1 pseudogene is annotated in these 300 nt (G+C 38.3%); it reads right to left on the bottom strand.

Annotation, left to right across the window (positions count from 1 at the left end):
* A pseudogene (locus tag FE392_RS20305) lies at window positions 1–300 on the bottom strand (IS3 family transposase); the annotation flags it as partial.

Here is a 300-nt window from a genome sequence, read left to right on the forward strand (position 1 = left end):
GACGGTAACCATAACGACCTTCATTTTCCTCATAAATCGCTTTAATCTCAGCTTTCAAATCGGCATCTACATCTGGACGATTCATTTTCTTTACTAAATCATAATACGTGCTTCGAGGAATAGTAGCTAGCTCCACGAGTGCCTTCACCGAATATTTATGCCTTAATTCATAGACTACTTGCGCTTTGTCTTGTTTTGTGATTTTTCCTTGTTTTGAACTAAGGCATTCAACTTTTTTAAGTACTCATTTTCCATCTCAAGCTGTTTAATGCGTGCTTCAAGTGCTTCGACTGACCCTTC

Source organism: Xenorhabdus santafensis (assembly GCF_033949405.1).
In the GTDB taxonomy this organism is placed as follows: Bacteria; Pseudomonadota; Gammaproteobacteria; order Enterobacterales; family Enterobacteriaceae; genus Xenorhabdus; species Xenorhabdus santafensis.